This window comes from Nostoc sp. CALU 1950 (assembly GCF_051172895.1).
GTDB classification, from domain to species: Bacteria; Cyanobacteriota; Cyanobacteriia; order Cyanobacteriales; family Nostocaceae; genus Nostoc; species Nostoc edaphicum_A.
Genome location: NZ_JBDNJQ010000312.1, coordinates 1 through 3,220 on the forward strand (window position 1 = coordinate 1; position 3,220 = coordinate 3,220).

Below are 3,220 nucleotides of genomic sequence, written 5' to 3' on the forward strand. Positions count from 1 at the left end.
CATTAGATTCCTCTCAGCCCTTATGTCAAGCCTAATTGAGATGCTCTTACCCTGTGCTGCTAATGCCGTGATTGATGACCTCTACAAATATCTTGTCAACACACCTTAAACTTATTTCCTAACACCCGATCACCCGCCCCTATGTCTATTCTTACTTCAAACAGTACACAGTCATCCTGGGAGCAAATCTCGACTGCGATCGCTTTTATATCAACTACCTTAATTGAGCCGTGCTACATCCTTGAAAACAAGTTTTACCAGCACTGAAAGATTGTCTTATTACTTGTGCTTATAAATAATTTTAAAGCCTTAAAAGCCAAATTAAATGCTCAAGGCTATCGACTCACTTCTCAACGTCGAATGATTTTTGAAATTTTTAAAACTCTCCCAACAGGTAAACATTTGAGTGCCGAGTCACTACACTTATTGATGTTAGAACGTAGGTAAGCAATGAGTTTGTCTACGGTTTATCGTATCCTGAAAATCATGAATAAGATGGGGATTCTCCGAGAAGTAGAATTGGCATAAGCACAAAAACATTACGAACTCAACACCATCTCTACCCATCACCATGTTGTGTGCGTTCAATGTCATCAGATTATTGAGTTTGAGAATAACTCTATTCTTCAAGAAGGCTTAAAACAAGTAGAAACAATGGAATTGCAACTGATTGATTGTAAATTCACACTGCAAACTATTTGTCCAGAAGCTCTACACATGGGATGACCGACAATATCTAGTAATTGGGTATGTCCTCGATTCATCGCGTCTTGAAAACACACAATTTTGTACAATTAGCCCTTAACCCAAGCGTCATGGGCTATAAAGGACACAAGCAATATGGAGATTTTCGCAGAGTAAAGCAGAGAATTAATGATTACTCTGGGTTATGGCGTTAACAAACAGTACAAGCCCTGTACGCTGGAAATTCTACCCTATCTAGTGCCAGAGTTAAGCTAGTACGCGTCTAAGTTGTACATTTTTTCGTTAAAACTGTCATTTGTCATTGATTATTTACAAAGGACAACTGATAAATGACTAATGACAAAAGACGAATTTCACGGATAAATAAGCAATTAAAGTGCGTAACAGCCTAGCAATAATTGCAGTTTGCTCCAGAAGTTTAGTATGACAAAGGCATTCCCAAGCATAGCAAGGCGCTTGAAAAGTACAGGAATCAAGTTGTTGAAGATGGGAACCTTCCTAATAACCCGTTTTATTGCAAGCTGGAAACGCTACTTCCTAGGTGACACTGTTGATGTCCGCCCCTCCCCCTCTCCCTCTCCTTCATCTGATGTCCGTCCCTCCTTAGGGGGGCCAGTCCTAAGCTTAGGTGGAGGAGGCCCTGATGTCGATGATGCTATCCAGTGGATAATTAACCAAGTTCGGGGAAGTAGCAACTCCAGTACTAAAGTTAATGTTGTAGTTCTCCGCACTAATGGTAATCACGATTACAATCGGCTAATTTCTGCTATGAAGGGTGTAAATTCTGTGGAAACTCTTCTGATTCGCAACAGACAAGAGGCAAACAAAGCCGAGATTTATGAAAAAGTCAGAAACGCTGATGTGGTTTTCTTTGCTGGCGGCGACCAATGTCAATACATCCGCAACTGGAAGGATACTAAGCTTGAGGCTGCTGTTAAGTCAGTTTACCTGAAGGGAGGTGGTGTTGGTGGCACCAGTGCGGGTGCGATGATCCAAAGTGATTGTGTCTATGATGCTTGCGCTTCTTCTGAAAAAGGCATTGAAACTAGAGACGCACTCGAAGATCCTTACCGAGATATCACCTTTACTTACAATTTTTTCAATTGGAGTAATTTAAAGGGAACTATCGTAGATACGCACTTCGACAGGCGAGAAAGAATGGGTCGAATTATGGCTTTCATTGCCCGTCAAATTAAGGATGGTGTATCTAGCAGTGTTTTAGGCATAGCAGTTAGTGAAAGTACATCGGTTCTTGTAGATAAAAACGGTTTGGTGAAAGTTATGGGTAGGGGTGCAGCGTATTTTGTACTTGGCAATCATCAACCGGAAGTCTGTGAACCCCGAACGCCTTTAACCTTTTCCAATTACAAAATTTGGAAAGTTCGCAGTGGCGACACCTTTAACTTGAGAAACAGACCAACCTCTGGGTATTATCTCAGGAGTGTCAAAAGGGGACGGATTGATTCAAATCCTTATTGAAGTTGGGAATTGGGTATGAGGCATGGGGCATAGGGCATAAAGAGTAAGATATGAACTTTTATCTTCAGAGGCTCAACGTTTAAGTTTTAACTCTCCCTTTTCCTACCCAATGCCCAATTCCTCTCTACTTTTTACCAGGGAACCACACCATTTTCATCAAAAAACCCTCCGCTAGAACCATCATCAGGTAAAGTAGCAAGTCTCACTGCTGCGATCGCTCCTTGCTCAACAGTGCGATACCCTTGGTATTGATTAATGTCTGTTGCTGTGAAACCAGGGTCAGCAGCATTGACTTTAATCGGGGTATCTTTTAGTTCAGCAGCCAATAAAACTGTGATCGCATTCACTGCTATCTTTGATGAGTTATAAGCAAGAAGCTTAAAATCAACGAACTCATAATTAGGATCAGAGTTTTGAGTCAGAGAACCTAAACCACTTGATAAATTCACTATTCGCCCTGCTGTTGACTTTTTTAAAAGTGGCAGCAGGGCTTTTGTAACTGCAAACACTCCAAATACATTGGTTTCATAAGTTTGTCGCAGTGTTTCAATATCAACTTGACTAGGTGGAAGGCGATCGCTATCAAGCAATATCCCAGCATTGTTTACAAGGATGTCAAGTTTTCCGAATTCGCTCTCGATTTGTTTACTCACGGAATCAATTGTTTTTTGGTCGATGACATCAAGTTGAACTGATCGAGCATCGATCTGATTTAAACGAAGTTTATTCGCCGCTTCTTCACCACGTCCGATATCTCTTGAACCAACAAGAACAGTGGCACCTCTAGAACCTAATTGGCGTGTAATCTCATACCCAATACCTTTGTTTGCACCTGTAATCAGAGCAACTTTGCCTTTTAAATCTTCTGACATACTTGTTTCTATATTTTAATGAACACTGACAACTGTTACTATCCTCGAGTAAATCTAGTGATAAACACAAGATTCAGGATTTAATGAGAAGGAGTCAGGAGTCATATAATAGACATCTCCAAAATAGTAACATTCTGTGGTAAAAGAACATCAAAGAGCTTTTT

2 protein-coding genes and 1 pseudogene are annotated in these 3,220 nt (G+C 40.6%); 2 read left to right on the forward strand and 1 reads right to left on the reverse strand.

Going from position 1 to position 3,220, the window contains the following annotated elements:
- Positions 1-450 precede the first annotated feature (450 nt).
- Together ABF638_RS37305 and ABF638_RS37310 are read left to right on the forward strand one after the other, a co-directional pair.
- Positions 451-726, forward strand: a pseudogene (locus ABF638_RS37305) (transcriptional repressor).
- 402 nt (positions 727-1,128) lie between these two features.
- Complete coding sequence (locus tag ABF638_RS37310; protein ID WP_435027772.1) at positions 1,129-2,184, forward strand: cyanophycinase; 1,056 nt, start codon at positions 1,129-1,131, stop codon at positions 2,182-2,184.
- Between the two features lie 131 nt (positions 2,185-2,315).
- On the opposite strand, the gene ABF638_RS37315 is transcribed toward ABF638_RS37310, so the two are convergent.
- On the reverse strand, positions 2,316-3,056 hold the full coding sequence (locus ABF638_RS37315; RefSeq protein WP_435027773.1) for an SDR family oxidoreductase: 741 nt from the start codon (positions 3,054-3,056) through the stop codon (positions 2,316-2,318).
- Between the last annotated feature and the right edge of the window lie 164 nt (positions 3,057-3,220).